Below are 19750 nucleotides of genomic sequence, written 5' to 3' on the forward strand. Positions count from 1 at the left end.
ATCGCGTACCGAATGGAGACCCCCATGCCCCTCTCTTCTCCGGACCGCCTGCGGATGCGCTTCGAACTCCTCGACACCGACGGCAGCGCCGTGCTGACCTCCGCCGACTTCGCCCTCTACGCCTCGCGCGTCTGCCGCGTGCTGGGCGTGCCCGCCGAGGCGCCCAAGGCCGGCGCGCTGGAGGAAGGATGCCGGCGTTTCTGGGAGGGCCTGGCCGCCGCCGCCGACCGGAACAGGGACGGGCAGGTCACCTTCGAGGAATACTCCTCGTTCTCGCACGACGACTCGTGGTTCGCCGAGCACGGTGAGGCGTACGCGGCGGCGCTGCCCGCCGTCTGCGACCTGGACGACGACGGCCTCATCGAGCGCGACGACTTCCTCGGTCTCCACAGCGCCGCGGGTTTCCCGCTGTCCTACTCGACGAAACTCTTCAGCGACCTGGACAGCGGAGGGACCGGCCGGGTGAACACGGCCTGTTTCACCGAGTTCCTGCGAAAGTTCTACACCGGCGCCGACGACCTGCTCTGACGCGGGGAGGACCGCGCTCTCATGCTGGTGTGCGGCGATCGCACGGTGAGCCGTGCCGAATTGACGGCACTGGCGGACGGACGGGCGGCCAGGCTCGCGGCCTGCGGGATCGGGCAGGGTGATCTCGTCGGGCTGTGCCTGCCCAACGGCTGCGAATGGGTGGTGACGTACCTGGCGCTGGCCAGGCTCCAGGCGTGCTGCGTGCCGCTGAACGCGGCATCGGCCGTCGCGGAGATCGTCCATGTGGTTCGCGACTGCGGCATGCGCGCGCTGTTCGTGTCCGCCGATCGGGCCGAGGCACTGGAGGAGAGGTGCGCGGACCAGGTGCTGCTCTGTCCGGACGGCACGGTCCCCCGAAACCGCCGGGCGCCTGAGCGCGGGTCCAGGCAGGCGGCGCCGGCCGGCGCCGCCTGCCTGGCCTACACCTCGGGGACGACCGGGTCTCCCAAGGGGGTCGTCCAGACCTGGCGGGCGGTCCGCGCCGGTGGCTCCAACCTGGCGGGACGGTTGCGGCTCGGGCCACGGGATCGGGTGGTGACGGCGCTCCCGCTGGCGCACACCTACGGGACGAACGTCATGAACGCCGCGCTGGGCAGCGGCGCCGGCCTGATCCTGCTGGAACGCTTCGACGTGGCGACGATGCTGGAGCGATCGGCCCGGCACGCGGCGACGGTCATGGCGGGCGTGCCCACGATGTACCGGCGCCTGCTGGCCCATCCGGACGGCCGCATGCCGCGATCGCTACGTTGCGGCCTGTCGGCCGGCCAGTGCGCCGGGGAGGACCTGGCCATGGCCTGGGAGGAACGCACGGGCGCACCGTACGTGGAGGGGTGGGGGATGACGGAGCTGGGCGGGATGGCCACGCTGGCCGCGCCGGAGCTGCCCGGCCGCCACGGCACCGCGGGGACGGCCCTGCCGGGCGTGCGGCTGCGAGTGGTGACGAGCCAGGCGCCCGAGCACGAGGTGCCGGGTGTGCGTCTGCGAGCGGCGGCGAGCGATGGCGTGGTGCCCGCCGGCGAGCCGGGCGAGCTCCAGGTGCACGGACCGATCGTCACCCCCGGCTACTGGAACAGCCCCCGGCAGACGGCCGCGGCGATCGGCGCGGACGGCTGGCTGCGTACCGGAGACGTCGGCGTCATCACCCACGACGGGCGCGTCCGGATCGTCGACCGGATCAAGGACGTCGTCCTGTGCGGCGGCTATTCGGTGTTCCCCGCCGAGCTGGAACGCGCCATCCGCGGGCATCCGGCGGTTCGTGACGTCGCCGTCGCCGGGCTGCCCGATCCCATCCTGGGTGAGATCCCCTGCGCGTGGGTGGTGCCCGAGCCTGGCTCCGTCCCCACCTCCGAAGAGATCATCGGCCACTGCCGGACCCTGCTGGCCACCCACAAGCTGCCCCGCCGGGTGGTCCTCGTCACCGGCCTGCCGGTCACCGCGAACGGCAAGGTCGACAGGCGCGCTCTCACCTCGACGACCTCCGGGAGACAATCCGCATGCCCCTGAATGACCGGCTCCAGCCGCACGACCGTGGCGCGGCCGTCGCCGGCGGCTTCGGCGTGACGATGCCCACGCGCGTCCGAGCCGTGCCGAGCCGGGTACGGCCGCCGGAAGGAGCCACACCTTGATCGACGGACCGGTCATCGTGGGCGCGGGCCCCGTGGGGCTGGCGACCGCCCTGCTGGCACGGGCCCGGGGGCTGCCCGCGCACGTGCTGGAACGGCTGCCCGCCGCCGCCCCCAAGCCCGGCAGCCGCGCGACCTTCCTGCACCGGCAGACGATCCAGACGCTCGCGACGGCCTGCCCCGTCCTGGCCGACCAGCTGGTGCGCGAAGGCCTGGTCTGGCCGGGACGCGGGACGTACTGGGCCGGGAGGAGGGTCCATCACCGCTGCTACGAACCGGTGCGCCCGAGACTCGCACCGTTCATCAGCCTCCCGCAGCCCAGAACGGAGGAGCTGCTCCACGAGGCGGGCGTGCGGGCAGGCGTCACCTTCAGCTGGGGAGCCCAGGCCGACGAAGTCGTCCTCCAGGACACTTCTGTCCTGATCCGCGCGGTCGACGGCAGAGAGTGGCGGTCCGCGTTCGTCGTCGCGGCGGACGGCGCCGGGTCGGTCATGCGGCGCCGACTGGGCATCCCGATGAACGGCGACACCGCCGGCGCCCCGTTCGTCGTCGTGGACATCGCCGAGGACCCCGCCCGGCCGCTGCCCGCCGAGCGGGTCTTCCACTACCGCCATCCGCTGGCCGGGGGCCGCAACGTGCTGTTCATCCCCTTCGCCGGCGGCCACCGCGTCGACCTCCAGTGCCGCGGCCGCGACGATCCCGCGAGGCTGGCCGCCGAGCCGCGCGCCTGGCTCCGGTCCCTCCTGCCGCCCGGGCACGCCTGTGAGGTCACCTGGTCCTCCCATTACCTGTTCCGCCAGGCGGTCGCGGAGACCTTCACCCTCGGCCGGGTGCTGCTGGCCGGCGAGGCCGCGCATCTCTACGCCCCCTTCGGCGCCCGCGGGCTCAACTCCGGCATCGCCGACGCGGCCGCCGCCGTCGACGCGATCGCCGAAGCCGGCACCGACCCCGGCGCCCGCCACCGCGTACTCGCCGAATACGACCAGGTGAGACGGGCCGCCGCCGAACGCAACCGCGCCGCCGCGGGCAAGGCGCTGGCGCACCTGACCGCCGCCGGCCCGCACCGTCAGGCCGCGCAACGAGCCGCCGCTCTCGCCGCCCGGGTGCTGCCCCGCGCCGGGACGTGGCTCGACAGCAAACCCTACGGACCACGCGACGCCGGGATCCCCGGCAGCCTCTACTGAAGCAGGGTTCCCATGACGCCCCAAAGGAGCGCGCTCCACTCGGTCAGCGCGGAAACCTTCACCGACCCCCGGACCCGAACCCTCCTCTCCCATACCGGCTCCACCACGAACCTGCTCGAACACCTCCTGGACGAACACGTGAAGGTCCACACCTTGGATCTGGCTCACACCGTCGTGGACCAGGTGTGCCCCGAGGCGGCCGCCCCGCTGCGCCTGCCCGCCGGCGCCTCCGTCCTGGTCCGCCGCACGACGCTGGGCAGCGCGCGCCACCAGATCTCCCGCAACCTCGTCCTGGCCCCGCTCGGCCGCCTGCCCTGGACAGACCCGCTGCTGCGCTCCTGCACCACCCCGCTGGGACTGCGCCTGCCCCAGCCGCACGAACGCCACCCGCTGGGACACGGTCTGGACTCGTGGGGTCCCGGACGCGCCGCCGCCGCCCGCTGGTACCTCATCGTCGACAACGCGCAACCGGCGCTTTTCATCCGGGAGACCTTCAACCCAGACCTCTTCGACCCCGCGACGACGTGCCCGTAGCCCCCAGACTCAACGGATAACCCTCTTTGGCCGAGGTTTTCCCTTGGCGTTGTCAGGTTGGTGGGGTGGCTTGACTACCTTGAGGGTGTGGGCAACAGCTGGTCGAGGCTGCGCCCACGGTCAATCCGTGGGCGGCTTACGATGCTGAGCGTCGTATGCACGCTGGCGATCCTCATTCCCTTGGCCGTGGTGATGGGCGCGATGCTGTCGCAGATGATCGCCAATGTCATGTGGAACGAGACCGAGCAGCAGGCGATCCTGCTGGCGGCGGTCGTTCGCAGCGGCAATCTGCCTCGCGTGATCAAACCATCGGTGCCGGGCGTCGACCTGGTCCAGGTCGTGGCGCCGGGCGGCCGGGTGGTCGCCGCCTCCCCCGGCGCCGACCACAGACGGCCCATGGACCGGGCCTGGCCGGCGCCCGACGCGACGGTGCAGGATCTGCAGACCTGCACCAACAGCGAGCCGGGTTGCCTGCGCCTCAGCGCGCTCCGGGTGGACTCCGGAGCGCGATCCCTGGTGGTCTACGCCGCCCATCGCACCACCGCGATCATGTCCTCCACCTTCGACAACGCCATCGTGGCCGCGCAGGCCGTCCTGCTGGCCGCCGCCGTCGGCGGGATCACCTGGTACGTCACAGGACGCATCCTGCGCCCCGTGGAGTCCATCACGTCCCAGCTCGCCACGACCACGCTCAACGATCTGAGCCACCGGATCCCCGGGCCGAAGGGAGACGACGAGATCGCCCGGCTGATCCAGACGCTCAACCACACCCTGCTGCGGCTGGAACGGGCCACGCGCGAGCAACGGCGGTTCGTCGCCGACGCCTCGCACGAACTGCGTACCCCGCTGGCCGGATTGCGCGTCAAGCTGGAGGAGGCCCAGCTGCACCCGCAGGACCTCGACCCCCAGGAGCTGCTCGACAACACCCTCGGCGACGTCGACCGCCTGCAGGCCATCGCCACCGACCTGCTCCTGCTCGCCGGCCTCGAATCGACCTCGACCACCGTACGCACGAACGTGGACCTGGCGGATCTGGCCCGTACCGAACTCGACCGTCGCGCCGACCGCATCCCCATCCAGACCAACCTGCAGAACGGCGTCACCGTGGACGGCACCCCGGTCCAGCTCGCCCGATTGCTGACCAACCTCCTGGACAACGCGCAACGCCACGCCGGTGAACGCGTCGAGGTGGAGGTGAGCCGCCAGAACGGCCAGGCGCTCCTGACCGTCAGCGACGACGGCCCCGGCGTCCCCGAACCCGACCGCCAGCGCATCTTCGAACGCTTCACCCGCCTGGACGCCGCCCGCAGCCGGCACCACGGCGGCACCGGCCTCGGCCTGGCCATCGCCAGGGACATCGCACACGCCCACGCCGGAACCATCGCCGTCCGCGACTCGGCCCAGGGTGGCGCCTGCTTCGAGGTACGCCTCCCCCTCTCCGCCAAGCCCTCCGTCGACGCGTCCCCCCGGCCGTGACGCCCTCCTCGCCCTGGCTGCGCGAAAGGAGCACGGCCGATCGTGCTCTGTCAGAGGTAGCGCTGGGCCAGTAGCCGGGCGATCTCCCAGTCCTGCGTCGCGATGCCGACGGTCTTGAAGACCGTGCGTCCCGCGCTGGAGGGCACGCCGTCAGTGAGTGCGGCGCCCAGTTCGATCAACTGGTCCTCGGTGATCTCATCGTGCTCGAGAGCGTGGATGACCTCCCCCGCTTCTTCAAGGGCGGCTTCGCGTTCGTCGATCACGACGGTCGCGTCGGCGGGCAGCGCGTCGGGCAGCTCGCGCATGGTCGGGCGGAACGCCCCGACGGCGTTGACGTGGGCGCGCTCCGCGACGGAGTCGACCGAGAACAGCGGCGCCGTGGAGGTCGTGGCGCAGCAGACGATGTCGACGTCACGAACGGCCTTGTCGGCATCGGTGCCGACGACGACGTCGGCCAGGGCTTGGGCGCGATCGGGGTCGAGGTCCACGATCTCCAGGGCGGTGAGCGGGCGGACGACGTGCACGGCGCGGATCTGGTCGGCGGCCTGCGCGCCGGCGCCGATGATGGCGCACGTCCGCGCCTCGGCCGGGGCGAGCAGTTGGGTGGCGACGCCGACGATGGCTCCGGTGCGCAGGCGGGTGACCTCCGTGGCGTCGGCGATGAGGTGGCGGGGATGGCCGAGTTCGCTCCAGACCACCGTGCCGGTGATGGCCGGCGTGCGGCCGGCCACCCGCCATTTGGCGAGCGAACGGCGGCTTCGTAGGCGTCTGCCTGGGCCTTTCCGACTCCAGCGGGTCGGGCGGGAGGCGGCCGGCCGGTGTCGTGGCCAGGGCGGCGCGGCGCTCCGGCGGACCACGAGCTCGTCGCGTCCGGCCGGCGAGACGTCGTCGGACACCTCGCCGCCGAGCTCCGCGAAGGCCGGCGCTACGTCGCGGGCAGGTTCACGGTCATCCACATGGGCCGGTGATCGGAGGACTCGACCGGAGATCCCGGTACGCCGCAGGTGTGCGCGATGCCCGTCTGGGTGAACAGGTAGTCCAGCTTCACGGTCGCGTCGTTGTCGTGCGGGGAGGTCGTGTAGTACGTCCCGGGACCCGTACGCGGGGAGGATTGATCGGCCTGCGCGCACTCGACGAACGCGTCATAGAAGGGCGTGAGACCACCGGAGGCGGCGCTTCCGGGCGGCGTCCGGTTGAGGTCACCGCCGAAGATCACCCGGAAGCGGGACGGCCAGACGAATTCCCGATAGGCCGTGACCTGCTGGGCGCGGAAGCTGCCGGTGGGGTCCTCGCCGCCGTTGCTGAAGTGCGCGTTGCAGAGCTTCACCAGCCACGACTCGACGGTGGCGCACACGGCCACCCGCCATTCGGCGCCCTCCACGGAGGGCAGGTACGTGATTCCGTACCAGGTGTTCTCCTCGGGCACGGCGATCGCGATGCCGTAGTCGCCGCGACCGCGGACGCACTGCTTGTTGGGCGCGGCCGCCGGGTCGGCACCTCGCTTGATCTTGATGGGCGCGAAGCGCACGTCCCATCCGCGCCCGTAGTGGGTCTCCAGCTCGCGTTCGAGTGGCTTGGCGAAGGAGCTGCAGAACTCCTGGATGATGGCCGCGTCCATGGGGGCGCCGTGGCCGAGCAGGTGCCATCTGACGGCCGCGACCAGCCCGTCCGGGTCCTCGTAATACTGGCAGTCGCCGTTGTTCCCGCACACGTTCCAAGTCATGATCTTGACGGTCCGCGCCGGGACGGCGGCCTGCGCGGGCACCCCGCTCACCGCCATGAGCCCGACCGTGAGCGCCAGTGCCGCCAAGACGGCTCCGATCCGACGTAAACGCATCATCGACGGTCCTTCCGTTATTGCGCAGTATGTGATGACAGTACAGACGTGGACACCCGGGTCAAAACATAAACACTGCCGCACAATATTTATAATCCAATGAAAACAGGAGTGTCTAATTCAAACTCGGCGCGCGTTATTCACAAGCTTGAGTGGACGCCAGCAAATCCCCTTGTCAGTCAAACGAGGGCATTGCTATGGTCGGTAGTCGGAGATGAACTGCGACCTTCGGGAATCACATGGCCGATTCCGTTATTCGCCGGACCATGGGCTGGGAGCTGGAGCGCTTCGCCGACCTGACGGGCGCCTTCATATTCGTGCGCAAACCCGTCGCCACGCTGATCGTCGACAGATTCAAGCTCTATTTGCTGGAGATCTGCGACGGCCAGACCGTGTCGGCGACGGCTGAGCGCGTTTCGCGCATCATGCCCGCAGTCAATATCGATCAGTGCAATTCCCTGGTGAACGAGCAACTACGTCAACTCGCGGCCCACGATCTGATTTCCCTGGAAGGGTGACACCGGTGCACCAATCGGCTGTCGAGGCAGCGGCGACGGTTTCGGAGGTGGCGAGCCACCTGGCCACAGGAATGTTCGGTGACGGCGACAACGCCGACCGGACGGCCGAGGTCTATTACCGCGGGCTCGGCAGACTGTGCGCTGATGTGACCCATATCGATCGGGCGGCGCTCAACGCCTGTGCGGCCCCTCAGCTTGAGGCCCTGCGCCGGGGTGCTCTGGATCTCGCGCTCCGCGAATTCCAGGCCGGGCGGAAGGAAGCCGCCCATGCGGCCGTCAACAATTTCCTGGTCATCGCAGGCGGCGACGGAGAGCTCGCCGTCGACGAGTCACGGTCCCGGCATTTCCGTCCTCGCGTATGCCGCGCCATGCGGGGCACCCGCGCCGGCGAGGCGGTCGTGTCCCGCTGGAATGCCCAGACCGTCGCGGACGGCGAAAACCTGCTGGTGGAGGCCGTCGAGGTCGGAGACGACCTTGAGAGGGCCGCCGACGAGGCGATGGACCTGCTCGCCGAAGCCCTGCCCGTGGTCGCTCCCGACGTCCTGCGGTGCGCCTACGGTCTCGTGCCGATCACCGGCGCGATCGTCAGCGGGCACTTCGCTCAGACGCCCAAGCTGATCTTCGTCAACGTGTCCGCGCTGCGGAACGTCCACGACGCCGCCGAGTCGATCCTGCATGAGTCGCTCCACCAGAAGCTCTTCGACATCGGGCTCGCCCGCACGATCTTCCGGCCGGGCTACGTGGACGCCGAGAGTCACACCATCCCCATCCCCTGGAGCGGGAACGAGCTGAGAGTCCGCCGGTTCAGCGCCGATCGCGCCGTCAGCGCCTACCACGTGTACGTGCACCAGACCCTGCTCTACCTGGCGCTGCTGACCCGCCGTCGCTCTCACGCCGAACCGGACCCGGAGATCCTGCACCGAATCGCAGTCGCGTGGGCGCGGGCGCGGGAGTTCAGGCGGGGCCTGCACGGGGATGGCGCCCGGACCGAGCTCGGCGAGGACGGGCTGGCCTTCCTCCACTGGCTGGACAGGGCGCACGACGCTCTCGGAGCCGTCGTTCTGCCCGACGGCTCCGCGCTCGCCGGCCATGAAGGGAGTTACGCCTCGTCCGTTTACAGACGACCCGCGGCGTCCGCCGCGGGTTAGCCAAGAAAGGGGAGCCAAATGAATGCGATCGAGCTGCTGGAAAAGGATCTGGCCGACTTGTTCGCCGAGGTGGAATCGCTCGACATCCGGGAAACGCCCGTGGTCGGCACCGAGATCCGGGAGATCCGCGACGACCTCACGATCCTGGCGATGAACAAGCCGAAGACCAACTGACTCCTTCCGGCGTGCCCTGCCACCAAGGCGGCGGGGCACGCCTCTTCATCGGCAAGCGGGATTGATGGATGATTTCTTGGCGGTCGAGCAGAATCTGCTCGCCGAGCTGGTCCGGGAGACAATGGAGCTGCCTTACGAGGACCTGCCGGACTGGCGGTTGCTGCACCACCGGCTCGCGGACGTCGACGTCACCCGGGGCATCCTGGCCGAGCACGAGCTCGATCGAGCCGCGGAAACACTCAGGTCACTGCTGCTGAGACGGGCGCACGCGATGAGCGAACAGAGATTCCGCTCGCCCGACACGATGCTCCGGACCGTGCTGCCCAGCGGGTGCGCGCTCGACCACAGTTATGAACGGAACATGACGGCTTCGCACCTGGAGGCACGGCTGGCCGCCGCCGTGGCAGAGCAGGTGCCCGCCGGATGGGTGCTGGAGAGCGTCGCCTTCTCCAGCGGCATGGCCGCGCTCACCCATGTGCTGCAATCGCTCATCCATATGTTGCACCCGTCCGAGGCGCACCCGTTGAAAATCGCGTACTGGGGTGACTACTTCGAAACCGACCTCCTCCTGGAGTACCTCGCGTCCTCCGCCGTCTCTCACGAGAAGATCCCGCCGTCGGCGTTGACCGACCCGGCCTCGTTCTCCGGCGCCGATATCCTCCTCATCGAGCCGGTTCGGTACAGCCGCACTCTGGATGTTCTGCCGCTGCGCCGGTGGCTGCGCGCCTGGGCGGAGGATCCGGCCCGCCCCCGGGTGGTGATCGCGGACACCACGCTGATCTCCCCGGCCTGGCCGATGCGGCAGGTGCTGGAGGCGATGGCAGGGCGTGACGCCGTGACGTTCGTCGAAGTGCGCTCGGCGCTCAAACTCGACCAGCAGGGGCTCGAACTGGCCAACCTCGGCGTCGCCAACGTCCTCCATCACCACGGGACGGTCGGCGGGGTGCCGCGGGCGGGCGAACTGGCGAAGGTGCTGCGGCTGGTGCGCGGGGTGACCGGTGCCGGGCCGAGCGCCGCCGACCTCGCGGCGCTGGACGCTCCCTTCCTGTTCCGCCCGGCCTGGCATCGACGGCACTCGGGCCAGGTGTACGCCAACAACCGGTACGTCGCCGAGAGACTGGCGACGGTCAGCGGCGTGTTCGGCTCGGTGGTTCACCCCTCGCTCGCCTCGGAGAACGACATCATCCGCGACGCCCCGTTCGTCATCATCGAACTGGCCGAGGACAGCGTCGCCAACCATGGGTTCGTACTGGGTGTGCTGCGCCACGTGGCCGCCGCCCGAGGAATCCGCCTCGTCCACGGCGCGAGCTTCGGTTTCCGATCGCACCGGTTCGACGCGGTCATCCCACGGGTCAGCCGGCCGCGCGGCCTGCTCAAGTTCGCCGCGGGATCAAGAAGGGGACCGTTCCTCGACATCGCGGCCGACCTCCTCGCCGAGATCGGCCGCGTCGCCGGAATGGATGCCCTGCGAGCGCTTTATCCGGACGTGAAAGAGATCCCCCTCCTGCCCCCTGAGGCGGATGCCGAGGAGCAGTCGTGAACCACCTTGCGCTGTCGGACCCCATTCGGGAGAACAAAGCGACAGTCGGTCTGCTCGTCGCGCTGGCCATGGCGCAGTGGGGCGCGGAGGCGTTGATCCCGTGGTCGCTGGGCAGGATTCTCGCGACTCTGATCGACCCGGCCTCCGGCGGCCTCATCGGCTCGATCGCGCTCCTGGCGGCGCTGGCGGCGGTCACCATCGCCGCGTCGATCACCCGTTACGTCGTGGCGGCCAAGCTGAGGATCCGGGTGTCGTTCGACTTGAAGGCCCGTCTGGGCGATCGGGTCACCAGAGGGGCGCAGGGCTCCACGGGCGAGCTGGGCACCTCGGTCAACTCCGACACCGACGCGATCGGCGGCTTCCCGAACGCCATCGCGCGGTTGCTCGGTTCGATCGCCGCGATGGCGGTGATCGCCACGTACCTGCTCGCGGAGTCCCTGCCGCTCGGCGGGGCCGTCCTGCTCGGCGTCGTGCTCGTCTCCCTCCTCACCACCAGGATCGCGGTGCCGCTGGAGGGCCGGCAACGCGCCCACAGGAAACTCCTCGGCACGCTGAACGAACTGGGGGTCGACCTCGCGGGAGGGCTGCGGATGCTCCGCGGTCTCGGAGCGCAGGCCGCCTTCGAGGAGCACTACCGAGTCGTGTCGAAGCAGACACTGCGAGCGGGCGTCGCGGTGGGAGGCACCCAGGCGCTGCTGTCGGCCTCCGCCGTCTTCCTGCCGAACCTGCTGCTCATCCTGGTCACCTGGGCCGGCGGACGGCTGGCGCTGAGCGGCGAGATCGAGCCGGGCACACTGGTCGCGTTCTGTGCCGCGGCGGTGTTCCTGGTCGGGCCCGTCGGATCGGTCGCGGACTTCGTGACGACCCGGGCCGGGGCATCGGTCGCGACCGAGAACTACAACGCCTGCCTGGGAGGCCCTGACCGGGAGCAGCCTCGCGCAGCCGAACCGGGCCTGCTCTCGGGTGACCTGACCGCACCTCGCACGGGAACCGTGGTCCGGCCGGGAGAGCTGGTCGTCGTCATTCCCGGATCACCGGCCGACGAGACGCGGATCGCGCAACACCTGGCAGGGCTGCGAGCCGACGATCCCGACTGGCGAGCCTCGATCGGCGGCACCGTACTGGCCGAGGCCCCTCGCTCCGACGTACGCGGGACGGTGCTCCATCACGGCGCGCAGCCGTTCCTCTTCTCCGGAACCATCCGTGAGGCTGTCGACCCGGCCGGTGGTCTCAGTGATGACGAAGTGCTGGAGGCTCTGCGCGCGGCCGGCTGCGACGACCTGCTGACCTTGAGCCCCGAGGGCCTGGACCTGGCGGTGGGACCGCGTGCGCGCAACCTGTCGGGCGGTCAGCGCCAGCGGCTGGCTCTCGCCTCCGCGCTCGCACGTCAGAGCCCCTATCTGGTCATGGTACGGCCGACAGAGGCGCTGGACAGCGCCACCGAGCAGGAGGTCGCGTCGCGCCTGCGCTCCTTCCGGCAGAAACTGGGCACCGTGGTGCTGACGCGGAGCCCGGCGTTCCTTGAGCTCGCCGATCGGGTGCTCTACCTGGAACGCGACCTCGTCAGCGGAACCCACCGCCAACTGCTCACGACCTGCGAGACCTACCGAGCCGTGGTCACACAGGAGACCCAGGATGCCTGACGCCACCCTGCACCCCACCCAGCACGCAGCCCTGCACGCCGCCCTGCACGCCGCCCTGCCGACGGCCGACAGCGCGACGATCCGCGCCGAAGTCCGGCGGCTGCTGCGGTCCAACCGCGGCACGCTGGGCGCCGTCGTCTGCCTCTACCTCGTGGCGGTGGCCGTCGGGCTGGTGCCGCCGATGCTGCTCGGCGAGGTGGTCGACGGCATCGCGCACAAGTCGCCGGGATTTCCACTGGACCTCGCCGTCGCGGGAATCGCGGCGGGTGTCCTGCTCCAGGGCCTCCTGGTGTTCTTCGCCAGGAAGTCGGCCTTCAGGCTGGGCGAGAGAGTGTTCGCCGAGCTGCGCGAGACGTTCGTCAGCCGCATCCTGCGAATGCCGCTGCAGCGGGTCGAGAGCGTGGGGACGGGTGAGATCCTCTCCCGGTCCACCAACGACATGCAGGTCATCCACGAGATCGTGAGATCCGGGTTGCCGGAGACGGTGGCCGCGCTGCTCACCCTTGTGCTGACGGTCACCGCTTCCTTCGTGGCCAACCCGCTGCTGGGCTGGACGGTGCTGGTCGGTGTTCCGATCATCGTGGTGGCGACGCGCAGGTATGCCGAGCGGCTCCGGAAAGCGTACGGGAGCGAGCTCGCCGCCCAGTCACGGCTGTCGACCCTGGTGCTGGAGACAGCGCAGGGCGCGCAGATGGTGGAGGCGTTCGACCTCGGCGGCCGGCGTGCTCGGTTGATCGCCTCCGGCGTGGCCGAGGCCAGGCAGGCCGCCGTCACCCCTGTCGATCTGTCGGCCCGGTGGTTCCCCCTCGTGCAGATCGGCTATTTCCTGCCCCTGGTCGTCACCGCCGGCGTCGGGGCGTGGCTGGCCGGCCTTGGGCTGGCGGAGGTCGGTGAGGTGACGACCGTCGTCCTCTACACGCAAGCCCTGATCGGGCCGCTCGACGACCTCGCCCACTGGTTCGACGAGTTCCAGAGTGGCTCGGCCGGGCTGGCCAGGATCGTCGGAGTGCCCGAGCCGCCGCGGGAGATCGAGGGGTCCGGCCCCGAACCGATCGACCGATCGGTGGTGGTGGAAGGCGTGAGCTTCGCCTACGAGCCGGGCCGTCCCGTGGTCGAAGACGCCCACCTGCGAATCGGACACGGCACCAGATCGGCGATCGTGGGCCCGTCGGGGGCGGGCAAGACCACCCTGGCTCTGCTCATGGCCGGAGTCCAGCCCGCGTCACGGGGACGCGTACTCGTCGGGGGCGCCGACCTCGCGAGTTTCCCGCCGAGCGTTCTGCGCCGTCATATCGCGCTGGTCACTCAGGAAGACCACGTCTTCAAACGGAGCGTCGCGGACAACCTGCGCCTGTTCCTGCCCACAGCCACGGACGAGCAGGTGACCGCCGCTCTGGAAGCCACCGGCGCGATGTCCTGGATCTCGCGGCTGGACGGGGGCATCGACGCCGAGCTGGGCGAAGAGGCGTACGTCCCGACGCCGGCGGAGTCGCAGCAACTCGCCCTGGCCCGAATCCTGCTGAGTCCCCCGGCGATCCTCATCCTCGACGAGGCCACCTCCGCGCTCCCCAGAACGACGCGGCGGCGGCTGGACGACGTGCTCCGCCGCTCACTCCATGGCCACACGGTCATCCAGATCGCTCACAAGCTGGACACGGCCGCCCGGGCGGACCAGATCATCGCCATGTCGGGCGGCCGGATCGCCGAAGTGGGCTCGCACGACGAGTTGCTCCGCCGCGACGACATCTACGCGCGGCTGTGGCGGATCTGGGACACCGGGGGCAGCCCGGAGCGTACGCCGAATGCCTGAGCGAGAAGCGTGGTCGGCGCTACCGCTCGTGATGGTCCGCATGCCCGTCCTGCCGTACGACCTGCCCGACCACGAGGGGGATCCCGTCATCCGGCTGTGGTCGAACGCCGTCGTGGCCGAGGCCGTCTGGGTGGCCAACCCGCGCTTCGCGACCCGCCTGGACCTTTATGCGTCGGGAGCCTGGCAGCCCGATCCCGAGGCCCATCGGCGAATGCTGCGGACCTTACTCAAGTACGCCAACCGGATGAGCCATCGTCCCACGCCCTTCGGGCTGTTCGCCGCCACGGGCTTCACCACCTGGGGCGCGGACCAGGACGAACTCCGCCCACGCGCCTTCACCAAGAGGGTCAGGTTGGACGCCACCGTGGCGTGCCGGCTCGCTGACAGCACCGCCGCCACCGTCGAGGTGAACCCCAGCCGGCGGGTGACCGCCCGGCGGATCCTGTTCGCACCGCCCGGCAACGACGTGACCATGCGTTCGGTGCGACGACTGCCCATCGTCGACGCGATCTGCGACTACTGCGCCGAGCCACGTGACATCGACTCCGTTGTCGAACTGGTTCACCGCACGGACCCGGGGATCCTCGATCCTCGCGCCCTGGTCGGCCGGCTGCGGGAGGGCGGGTTGCTGGTGAGCTCCGCCCGTCGACCTGCGCCGCATGAGTTGGACCACCGGATTCCCATGCTGCGCCGGCTCGAGCGATGCCCGCTCGGGGAGGGGATCGAGGCGGTCAAGAAGACGACCGAGCTCTTCGACTGGCGGGGTGCCCGCACGTGCCTGGCCGTGGATCTGGCCATGTCCGTGGACGGCCGGGCGCCGGACGCCCTGAAGCACGCCCTGCTCGCGGCCATGCCGATCCTGCTGCGATTGGCCATGGCGCGGGAGCCGGACCCGTGGATCGCCGACTTCGCGGAGAGGTTCGAACGACGTTTCGGGCATGAGGAGGTCCCCTTCGAGCGGGTGCTGGACGAGGAGCGACCACCGGCACCGGGCGTGGCCGATTCCCCGCGGCTGACGGCACTCCGGGCCGCCCTGATCCGGCGGGCGGCGGCGAACAGGGTCTCGATCGTTCCGGAGGACGTCGCCACCCTGCCCGTCCTGAGCCGGGCGGCCGTGTCGTACGACGTCTTCGTCCAACGCACCAGGACAGGCGACCCCCGGGACCCGGGCTGGGTGCTGGGGCCACGAGGACTGGCCTGCCCCGGCGGCCGCGCCTTCTCGCGCTTCGCCGGGCTGGACCCGCGGGTGGCGGAGCAGGTCGCGGCGGCGGTGCGTCCTGAGGGCTCTGAGGCGCTTTTCCTGGCCATCGACTATTGGCAGGACGCTCTGCGGAACCTCGCCACCGGCTGTTCCCCGTACGAAGGGCTGCTCGCCTGGTCGTCGGCTCCCTCCACCGCGGAACGGCCCGTGTCACGGCCCGCCGACCTGGTGGTCGGCATCTCGGACGGCGTGCCGTACCTGCGGTCGCGCACTGACGGGCGCAAGGTCGTCGCACGTACCCACCACCTGGTCAACACCGGTGACGCTCCCCCGCTCCTGGATTTCGCCCATCGGGTGTCCGCCTTCGGCACCGCCGTTCCCGGCTGGGACTGGGGCGCCCTGCCCGCGACGAACAGCGCACTGCCGCGGGTGGAGATCGGCGATCTGATCATCTCCCCGGCCAGGTGGCGGATCGGCGAAACGCCCGGCGGTCCGCCGATGCCCAGGTACGTCCATGTCGGGGAGGGAGATACGCGGCTGCTGCTCGACCTTGAAAACCCCCTGCACCTGGACCTCCTCGCGGACGAGAGGCGCCGTGGGCGTGAATGGGTCGAGGAGTCGTTCGTCAGCGGGATGGCCGGCCGCCCCGTCGAATTCGTCGCCACCGTCGTCGACACGGAACATCCCCCCATACCGGCGGAGGTCTCCCAGGTGACCGAGCCGGTCATGCGCCTTCCCGGCGACCGGTGGTGGGCCTTCCACGTGGTCGCGGATCCCGATGACGAGGACGAGGTGATCCGCGTCCTCGGCAACCATCTCGAGCGCCGGAAGGCGCGGTGGTTCTTCGTCCGGTACGACGATCCCGTCCGGCAGCTCCGGATCAGGATCCGGAGCGAGGACGCGAATGTCGTCGAAATGAGTCAGGTGCTTCGGGTACTGGCCGGCAGGGACCTCGTGACCGGCTTCTCCATTGAGCCCTACCGCCCGGAGATCCGCCGATATGGCGGTGCCGCGGGCCTGGCAGCCTGCGAACGCTCCTTCTGCGAAGACAGCAGATCCGCGCTCGCCTGCCTCAGGCCACTCCGGCGGGCGCAAGAGGACAGGGCCCTGCTGGCGGCCGCCTTGACCCATCTCTATCTCGGCTCTTTGCGCGCTCCCGCCGATGTCGTCACTGAGGTGCTGACCCGCATGAGCGCGGGGCCGCCGGCGCGGAAGGTGTCACGACGACGTGCGCATGAGGCCCGCAAGGAGCTCATGAACGTGCTGGCGGAGGGGCAGGCGCCCTGGCTCACGCATATTAGAGGGTTGTATGAAACCCGCACGGCAGACGATCTCTCAGATCTGGTCGGCGATATCGGCATTGTCCGGAGCCTGACCCATATGCATTTGAACAGACGCGGCATAATGCCGGCCGATGAGCAATTGGGAGCGCGGTGGCTGTTGGAGACTCAGTCGCGAAGGCCCGGGTTTTGAGGCGGTTGTTCGGCGGCGTTGCGGGCCAGTTCGACCCGAGAGGCGATGCCGAGTTTGCGGAAGACCTGGCGCAGGTGAAACGAGACCGTGTGGGGAGACAGGAACATCTGGGTGGCCACCTGACGGTTCGTGAGTCCCTGTGCGACGAGAGCGGCGACACTGCGTTCGGTGTCGGTGAGGCTGTCCCATCCCGTGCCGGGCCGCTCCGCGTAGTTCCAGTGGCGGCGGCGTACGCCCAGCTTCCGCAGCCGGGCGCGCACCCTGGCCGCGTCCCGCAGTGCGCCGATCTTCAGGTACGCGTCGGCCGCCTCCTCGAACCCGGCGATCGCCGCCTTTCTGTCGCCTCGCGCATCGTCCGACGCGCCGGCGGTCAGCAGGACTCCCAGGTCCTCCGCGGCGGAGGCGGCGCCCCACGGGTCGCTGTGGTGTGCTGCCGCCTGGGCCAGCGCGGTGGTGTCCCCGTGGAGGATGCCGTGGGCATGGGCGGCCGAGGCGGCCAGAGCGGGGAAGCCGGGGTTGTCGTGCGCGATCTGCCGGGCCGTCTCCACCACGCGCGCGGCGGCCGGGCGGCGCCCGGCGGCCAGCGCGGTACGGGTCATCCAGGCCGCCGCGTCCGGCTCCAGCATGAGTAGCCAGCGCCGCTTCCTGATGTCCTCGTAGCAGGTGCCGAGCGCTTCCATCGCACTCTCGGGCCCGCTCTGGGCCTCGTGGACCAGCGCGCCGGCCCACGTGCCCCAGACGGACCCGTACATCGGGCCGTGCGCCTCCTGCTGCTTGGTCTCGAAGCGTTCGACGTATCGCGCGGCCGTCTCCATGTTGCCGCGACGCAACTCGACGATGGCCAGGACCGCCAGTCCGAGCAGCGCGAACGCGTACGCGCCCATCTCGTCGGCGGCCTTCAACCCGACCTCGGCCTCCGCAGCGGCGTCGTCGGGGCGGCCGGTGGCCAGCGACAGGCAGGCCCGGAAGAACGCCGGGGTGGCGACGTGGGTGGTCGGTCCGTAGGCGTCGAAGTCCGCGGCGGCGGCCCTGATGACGCTCTCGCCCTCCGCGTACCGTCCCACCCCGAACAGGCAGCGGATCAGGAACAGTCGTGGGTGGGCGCGCCGGGCGGCGACGGATCCGGTGCTCGCGATGCGGATGGCCTCATGGACGTGGCGGAACGCGTCGGCCGCGCGGGCTTCCTCCCAGGCGATGTGCGCGCTGAGCAGGAGCGCTCCGACCAGCGCGGTGTCCTGGTGACCCGCGCGGTCGGCGAGGACCGCGTTCGCCCGTGCCCGCCCGCGCCCGAAGTCGTGCAGTCCCATCAGCCCGTGGAATATCGCGAGCTCAGCCGTGCCGCGCAGTTCGTCGTCGAGGTCGGGCCGCGTGAGCAGGCCCTCGGCCTCGGCCACCGCCTCGGCCGCTCGGCCGCTCTGCAGCAGGACGGACACCAGCTCACACCGCATGCGATCGGTCCACGGTCCGGGCGGCGCCCGCCGCAGCGCCGCCCGCGCGGACTCGATCGCTTCGGCGAGCCGTCCCGCGGCCGTCAGCGCCTCCACCGCCGTCGACGTACGGGCGAGGAGATCGGAATCCGCCGGGCCGGTGAGCTCGAGCGCCCGGACGGCGAGGTCCACCGCGGACGGCGGCGAGTAGGGCAGCACCGCACGTGCCGCCCGGTCCAGCCCGTCGAGCGCCCGGGTGTCGCCGACCCTGGCGCAGCGCATGAAGTGCCCGGCGGCGGGCACGACCGCGCCGCGTCGCAGCAGCATGAATCCGGCCTGTCGCTGCAGTGCCGTGCGCACAGGGTCGGAGATCATGTCCGTCACGACCTGCCACAGCAGATCGTGACGGAACGTCAGCCGGTCCACCGCGGGCACGACGATCCCCGCGCGGACCGCCTCGGCGAGCCCCGGCAGCAGTCCGTCGACCGGCTCGCCGAGCATCTCGGCCAGATCGTCCACGGAGAACGAGCGGCCCAGGATCCCGGCCACCTGAAGCAACCGCCGGGTCGGCGCGGACAAGCTCATCAGCGGGCTTCGCGCGCTCACCTGAACGCGTGCCGTCGAGGTCAGCCGCGCGCTGCCCGCGACGACCTCGATCACGCCGTCGAGCTTGCACGTCCTCAGCAGTTCGACGAGCAGGAACGGGTTTCCCTTCGCTTCCGCCGCCATCTCCACGATGTCCGGCCCGGGCGGCGCGCCGAAGGTGTCGGCGACGATCTCGGCCACCGCCAGGTCGTCCAGCGGCCCGAGGACGACGCGGTCGGCGCCCTCCTGTTCCAGCAGTTCGTACAGCCCGTCCACGCCTGAATCGCCCATCCCGCTGGTGCGGGCCAGAATCCACCCGAGCGGGTACGAGGAGAGCTCCGGCAGCAGTGACCGCAGCACCAGCTGGGTGGTCGGATCGGCCCAGTGCAGGTCGTCGAGGGTGATCAGCAGCGGGCCCCGCCCTGCCCGCTCTTCCAGAAGGGCGCGCAGCCGCTCCACCAGCGACAGCCGAAGATCGGCCGCATCGGCGCACTGCCCCGATGTCGTCGCGGGCTCCGGTGAGGTGAGCGCCGGCTCGTCGAACGCCGTCGCCAGCAGTGCCAGGGGCGCCAGGTGGCCGAGTTCCTCGGCCGCGCCGTGGGCGACCGCGATCTCTGTCCGCGCGGCCGCTTCGGTGGCCCGGTGGAGCAGCTGGGTCTTACCCATTCCCGACCGGCCCTCGACCAGGACCATGGAGCCCCGGCCGGTCTCGATGGCCTGGAGGAGAGCGGCGACGGGGCGCCATTCACTGGCTCGGCCACGCCAGCCGGGCCGGGACGACGCGTCGGCGATATGCGGGCGGTTTCCCTTCCGTTTCATCACCATATATACATCAGACAACGGCCCAGGTACGCGCGCAACATTCCGGGCCGCCGGGCGACGACAGCGACCGACGACCTTTCTGAAACATGAAAGCCAACATTACCCGTACATGGGATAAGCAAGGTCCGCACATCGGCTAGAACATGGTGATCACAACCAGCGAATGCCATCTAAATGCCAAACAATATAAAAAAAGATCAAAAGACGTACATATCGGTATAACATGGA

At 70.2% G+C, this 19750-nt stretch carries 15 protein-coding genes; 12 read left to right on the top strand and 3 right to left on the bottom strand.

Annotated features, from left to right (window positions below; all coding sequences use genetic code 11):
- Positions 1-24: 24 nt before the first annotated feature.
- The 5 genes from ABZS69_RS12310 to ABZS69_RS12330 all read left to right on the top strand — a co-directional run bounded on the left by ABZS69_RS12310 (position 25) and on the right by ABZS69_RS12330 (position 5344).
- Positions 25-528 (top strand): hypothetical protein, encoded by a 504-nt coding sequence (locus ABZS69_RS12310; protein WP_355370111.1) that lies wholly within the window; start codon positions 25-27, stop codon positions 526-528.
- Positions 529-549: 21 nt separating this feature from the next.
- A complete protein-coding gene (locus tag ABZS69_RS12315; protein WP_355370113.1) occupies positions 550-2031 on the top strand; it encodes an AMP-binding protein in 1482 nt (493 codons plus the stop codon).
- A 118-nt stretch (positions 2032-2149) separates the two neighbouring features.
- Entirely contained in the window at positions 2150-3334 is a 1185-nt protein-coding gene (locus tag ABZS69_RS12320) for an FAD-dependent monooxygenase (RefSeq protein WP_355370115.1), read from the top strand.
- Between the two features lie 12 nt (positions 3335-3346).
- On the top strand, positions 3347-3868 hold the full coding sequence (locus ABZS69_RS12325) for a hypothetical protein (RefSeq protein WP_355370117.1): 522 nt from the start codon (positions 3347-3349) through the stop codon (positions 3866-3868).
- A 141-nt stretch (positions 3869-4009) separates the two neighbouring features.
- Positions 4010-5344: an ATP-binding protein gene (locus ABZS69_RS12330; RefSeq protein WP_355370119.1), complete on the top strand. Its 1335-nt coding sequence runs from the start codon at positions 4010-4012 to the stop codon at positions 5342-5344.
- Positions 5345-5394: 50 nt separating this feature from the next.
- Here the strand turns inward: ABZS69_RS12330 and ABZS69_RS12335 are convergent, their stop codons facing one another.
- Both ABZS69_RS12335 and ABZS69_RS12340 read right to left on the bottom strand, forming a co-directional pair.
- Entirely contained in the window at positions 5395-6300 is a 906-nt protein-coding gene (locus ABZS69_RS12335; RefSeq protein ID WP_355370121.1) for an ornithine cyclodeaminase family protein, read from the bottom strand.
- On the bottom strand, positions 6270-7184 hold the full coding sequence (locus ABZS69_RS12340) for an endonuclease/exonuclease/phosphatase family protein (protein WP_355370123.1): 915 nt from the start codon (positions 7182-7184) through the stop codon (positions 6270-6272). Before ABZS69_RS12340 ends, ABZS69_RS12335 begins: the two co-directional genes overlap by 31 nt.
- 263 nt (positions 7185-7447) lie before the next feature.
- Between ABZS69_RS12340 and ABZS69_RS12345 the strand changes: the two genes are divergently transcribed.
- From ABZS69_RS12345 to ABZS69_RS12375, 7 genes are all read left to right on the top strand, one after another.
- Positions 7448-7699, top strand: a complete 252-nt coding sequence (locus ABZS69_RS12345) for a hypothetical protein (protein WP_355370125.1) — start codon at positions 7448-7450, stop codon at positions 7697-7699.
- 5 nt (positions 7700-7704) lie between these two features.
- The gene (locus tag ABZS69_RS12350) at positions 7705-8847 is read left to right on the top strand and encodes a hypothetical protein (protein ID WP_355370127.1); all 1143 of its coding nucleotides are present in this window, start codon (positions 7705-7707) and stop codon (positions 8845-8847) included.
- A gap of 18 nt (positions 8848-8865) precedes the next feature.
- The gene (locus ABZS69_RS12355) at positions 8866-9021 is read left to right on the top strand and encodes a hypothetical protein (RefSeq protein WP_355370129.1); all 156 of its coding nucleotides are present in this window, start codon (positions 8866-8868) and stop codon (positions 9019-9021) included.
- Positions 9022-9085: 64 nt separating this feature from the next.
- Positions 9086-10561, top strand: coding sequence for a hypothetical protein (locus ABZS69_RS12360; protein ID WP_355370131.1), 1476 nt, complete (start codon positions 9086-9088; stop codon positions 10559-10561).
- On the top strand, positions 10558-12204 hold the full coding sequence (locus tag ABZS69_RS12365) for an ABC transporter ATP-binding protein (RefSeq protein WP_355370133.1): 1647 nt from the start codon (positions 10558-10560) through the stop codon (positions 12202-12204). The genes ABZS69_RS12360 and ABZS69_RS12365 overlap by 4 nt, the downstream gene beginning before the upstream one ends.
- Positions 12197-14014 (top strand): ABC transporter ATP-binding protein, encoded by a 1818-nt coding sequence (locus tag ABZS69_RS12370; RefSeq protein WP_355370135.1) that lies wholly within the window; start codon positions 12197-12199, stop codon positions 14012-14014. The genes ABZS69_RS12365 and ABZS69_RS12370 overlap by 8 nt, the downstream gene beginning before the upstream one ends.
- Positions 14007-16688, top strand: a complete 2682-nt coding sequence (locus ABZS69_RS12375; RefSeq protein ID WP_355370137.1) for a thiopeptide-type bacteriocin biosynthesis protein — start codon at positions 14007-14009, stop codon at positions 16686-16688. Before ABZS69_RS12370 ends, ABZS69_RS12375 begins: the two co-directional genes overlap by 8 nt.
- On the opposite strand, the gene ABZS69_RS12380 is transcribed toward ABZS69_RS12375, so the two are convergent.
- Positions 16664-19525: an AAA family ATPase gene (locus tag ABZS69_RS12380; RefSeq protein WP_355370139.1), complete on the bottom strand. Its 2862-nt coding sequence runs from the start codon at positions 19523-19525 to the stop codon at positions 16664-16666. The two genes, ABZS69_RS12375 and ABZS69_RS12380, sit on opposite strands and share 25 nt — an antisense overlap.
- Positions 19526-19750 lie beyond the last annotated feature (225 nt).

Source organism: Nonomuraea sp. NPDC005650 (assembly GCF_040605375.1).
GTDB lineage: Bacteria > Actinomycetota > Actinomycetes > Streptosporangiales > Streptosporangiaceae > Nonomuraea.